Source organism: Flavobacterium branchiophilum NBRC 15030 = ATCC 35035 (assembly GCF_002217205.1).
Classification (GTDB): domain Bacteria; phylum Bacteroidota; class Bacteroidia; order Flavobacteriales; family Flavobacteriaceae; genus Flavobacterium; species Flavobacterium branchiophilum.
On the sequence record NZ_MUGT01000145.1, the window covers coordinates 1,197 to 4,690 of the forward strand.

Here is a 3,494-nt window from a genome sequence, read left to right on the forward strand (position 1 = left end):
TTATTTTTCATTGCCAAAAACCCTGTTTTCTGTGCCTTATTCTACCGTAATCGAAAGTAGAGAAGGCGAATTATTGGGAGCCAAAATAGCGTCTGACGGGCAATGGCGATTTCCAACACAAGACAGTGTGCCACAAAAGTTCAAACACTGTTTAGTTTATTATGAAGACGAATATTTTTATCGCCATTTGGGCATCAACCCCATAGCAATGGTACATGCGTTGCAACAAAACCAAAAAGCGGGCAAAGTAGTACGGGGTGGCAGTACCATAACCCAACAAGTCATTCGCTTGTCTAGAAAAGGCAGCAAAAGAAATTACTTAGAAAAAATAATGGAAGCTATTTTGGCAACCCGATTAGAATTGGGGTATTCCAAAAATGCCATTTTGGATTTATATGCTGCACATGCCCCTTTTGGAGGCAATGTAGTAGGGCTAGAGATGGCATCATGGCGGTATTTTGGGGTTCGTGCCCATCAATTGTCGTGGGCAGAAAGTGCAACATTGGCCGTATTGCCCAATGCACCAAGATTGATTTACCCTGGAAAAAATCAAGAAAAATTAAAAACCAAGAGAAATCGTTTGTTGCAAAAATTATTTCAAAATAATATTATTGATAACCAAACGTACCAACTGGCCCTAACAGAACCATTGCCTCAAAAACCTTTTCAATTGCCTCAAATTGCACCACATTTTTTGCAATATATAGCACACGAAGAAGGAGATTTGCGTGTAAAAACAACCATAGATTATGCGTTGCAAAACAGAGTCAATCAAATGGTTAGTTATTATTACAACCAATACAAGCAAAACGAAGTACACAATATGGCTGTATTGGTCATTGATGTACAGAATCGGCAAGTTTTAAGCTATGTTGGCAATACACCAACCGATCGATTTCATCAAAAAGATGTTGATATTGTGCATGCTGCCCGAAGCACAGGAAGCATATTGAAACCTTTTTTATATGCCTCTATGTTAGACGATGGAGCCATTTTGCCACATACCTTAACACCCGATATTCCTACGCAAATAGCGGGTTATACGCCACAAAATTTTAATCTTACTTATGATGGTGCAGTACCGGCAGATAGGGCTTTGGCTAGATCGTTAAATATTCCTGCTGTTTTNNTTTGAATTATTTTGAAAAATCGAATGGAAAATACCGTACCAAAGAGTTTGCTGATTTAACGTATGTGTTTGATAAATCTATTGATTTTGGTACCGAAACAACCCATAAAAATATTGTAGGGGCAGGAGCCATTTGGCTTACATACCATGCCATGCAAGAAGTAAACAGACCCGAAGGAGACGAAGCCTGGAAATTTTATGACAGCTCATTGCAATTGGCTTGGAAAACAGGAACCAGTTTTGGAAACAGAGATGCCTGGGCAATTGGAACAAATGCCCGATATGTTGTGGGCGTTTGGGTAGGAAATGCTACAGGCGAAGGCCGACCTTTGCTAACAGGAGTTGCTAGTGCTGCCCCACTACTTTTTGATATTTTTAATGTGTTGCCCAGACAAAAATGGTTTAAAACTCCTTATGCCGATTTGACTCAAGTAACGGTTTGTAGTACGAGCGGCCATTTGGCACAAGACCATTGTCCGAAAGTTACGCAATGGGTACCTACAAAAGGCAAATCTACTACTGTTTGTCCGTATCACAAAATTATACATTTGGACAAATCTGCACAATTTAGAGTCAATTCCAGTTGCGAAGCCATAAATAATATTGTTTCTAAAAGTTACTTTGTTTTGCCCCCCGTAATGGAGTGGTATTACAAGAATCAGCACATTGATTACAAAGCATTACCCCCATTTCGGGCAGATTGTTTAGCAACAACAACTATGGATTTTATTTATCCAAAAAACAATACTAAAATTTATTTAACTAAAGATTTTAATAGCCACATCCAACCTGTAATTGTAAAAGTGGCTCATTCCAACAACAACATGGAATTGTATTGGTATGTTGATGATGCGTTTAAAGGAACCACCAAAACATTTCATGAAATGTCTTTAGAACCCGTTTCGGGTTGGCATAAAATAACCGTTGTGGATGCACAGGGCAACGAAATTAGTAGAAAAATAAACATTGTAAAAGAATAGCATGATTTTTATAGTAATCCTTTATGGCTTGTTTATGGTACAGCTTATTTTTGGTTTTTCAAAAATAAAAAAATTTGCTCCCATCTCATTTGCCGAGCCAAAAACGACATTTACCATTATTGTCCCTTTCAAAAACGAGGCAGCGCTGTTGCCCCAACTTTTAGATTCTTTTTCTAAACTAAATTATCCCAAAAATTTGTTTGAAATTATTGCCATAAACGATCAATCAACAGACCATTCGGCTGAAACATATCATCATTGGCGAATGGCAAACGGGTTAATTCAAACAACACTTTTGAATAGGGTAAAACTCTCGAAATCGCCAAAAAAATCGGCCATTTTGCAGGCCATACCCATTGCAAAATACCAATGGATTATAACCACCGATGCTGATTGTATAGTACAACCAAACTGGCTTTTGACATTTGACACTTATATACAAAATCATGAGGTAAGCATGGTGGCTGCTCCAGTTTTGACAATACCTCAATCTACCTTTTTATCTCATTTTCAATACATTGACATGCTTAGTTTGCAAGGGACAACTATTGGTAGTTTTGGTATTGGGGAAGGTTTTATGTGCAATGGAGCCAATTTTGCTTATACTAAAAAATGGTTTGAAGCGCTCAATGGTTTTGAGGGCAACACCGATTTGGCAAGTGGCGACGATGTGTTTTTGCTTCAAAAAGCGTTACAAAACAAACCACAAAAAGTAGGTTTTTTGAACAGTAAAACGGCTTTGGTACAAACCAAGTCCGAAAAATCATGGCACAATTTGATACAACAAAGAATCAGATGGGGGAGCAAAAGTAGCCGATATGCTATACCGTTTTCTAAAGAGCTTGCTGTTGTGGTATTGCTTACCAATTTTGGATTTGTGTGCAGTTTTGTTGGCTGTATTTTTGGGTATTATTCTTGGCAACAATGGCTTATTTGGCTTTTAGTCAAATGGAGTTTTGATATGGTGTTGCTGCTTCAAACCTCAAAGGCAATTGGTACAAAAAAATGGATTTTTCCTATTATGAGCAGTTTGTTTTACCCGTTTTTTTGTAGCTATGTCGGTTTTATGGCCGTTTGGGGTCGATTTTCTTGGAAAGGTGTGTCCTATTCATGTAAAACATAAATACTATTTGCTCCATTTGGAATACCTTTGCTTTTTATTAATTTCAAATATTAGACTTCATGACAATTCAAGAACTGACCACTATCGACGAGATGCTCGAACAATTTGAACTGATACAATTACTTTATCCTAAAATGAATAGGACTACATATCGGGAACATTTGCAGGCCATGTTGCCCAACGGCTACTCGCAAATAGCCCTATTTGACAATCAAACCTGTTTAGGATTGACGGGCTGTTGGTTTTCGACCAAATTGTGGAC

1 protein-coding gene and 2 pseudogenes are annotated in these 3,494 nt (G+C 37.9%); all 3 read left to right on the plus strand.

Going from position 1 to position 3,494, the window contains the following annotated elements; genetic code table 11:
- Nucleotides 1–2,109 (plus strand): annotated as a pseudogene (locus B0A58_RS13900) (penicillin-binding protein 1C); the annotation flags it as partial.
- Nucleotide 2,110: 1 nt separating this feature from the next.
- Nucleotides 2,111–3,232, plus strand: a complete 1,122-nt coding sequence (locus B0A58_RS13905) for a glycosyltransferase (RefSeq protein WP_089081564.1) — start codon at nt 2,111–2,113, stop codon at nt 3,230–3,232.
- Nucleotides 3,233–3,291: 59 nt separating this feature from the next.
- Nucleotides 3,292–3,494: pseudogene (locus B0A58_RS13910) on the plus strand (GNAT family N-acetyltransferase); the annotation flags it as partial.

Coding starts and splice junctions, on each gene's coding strand:
- B0A58_RS13905 (WP_089081564.1), top strand. CDS start 2,111: ATGATTTTTATAGTAATCCTTTATGGCTTGTTTATGGTACAGCTTATT.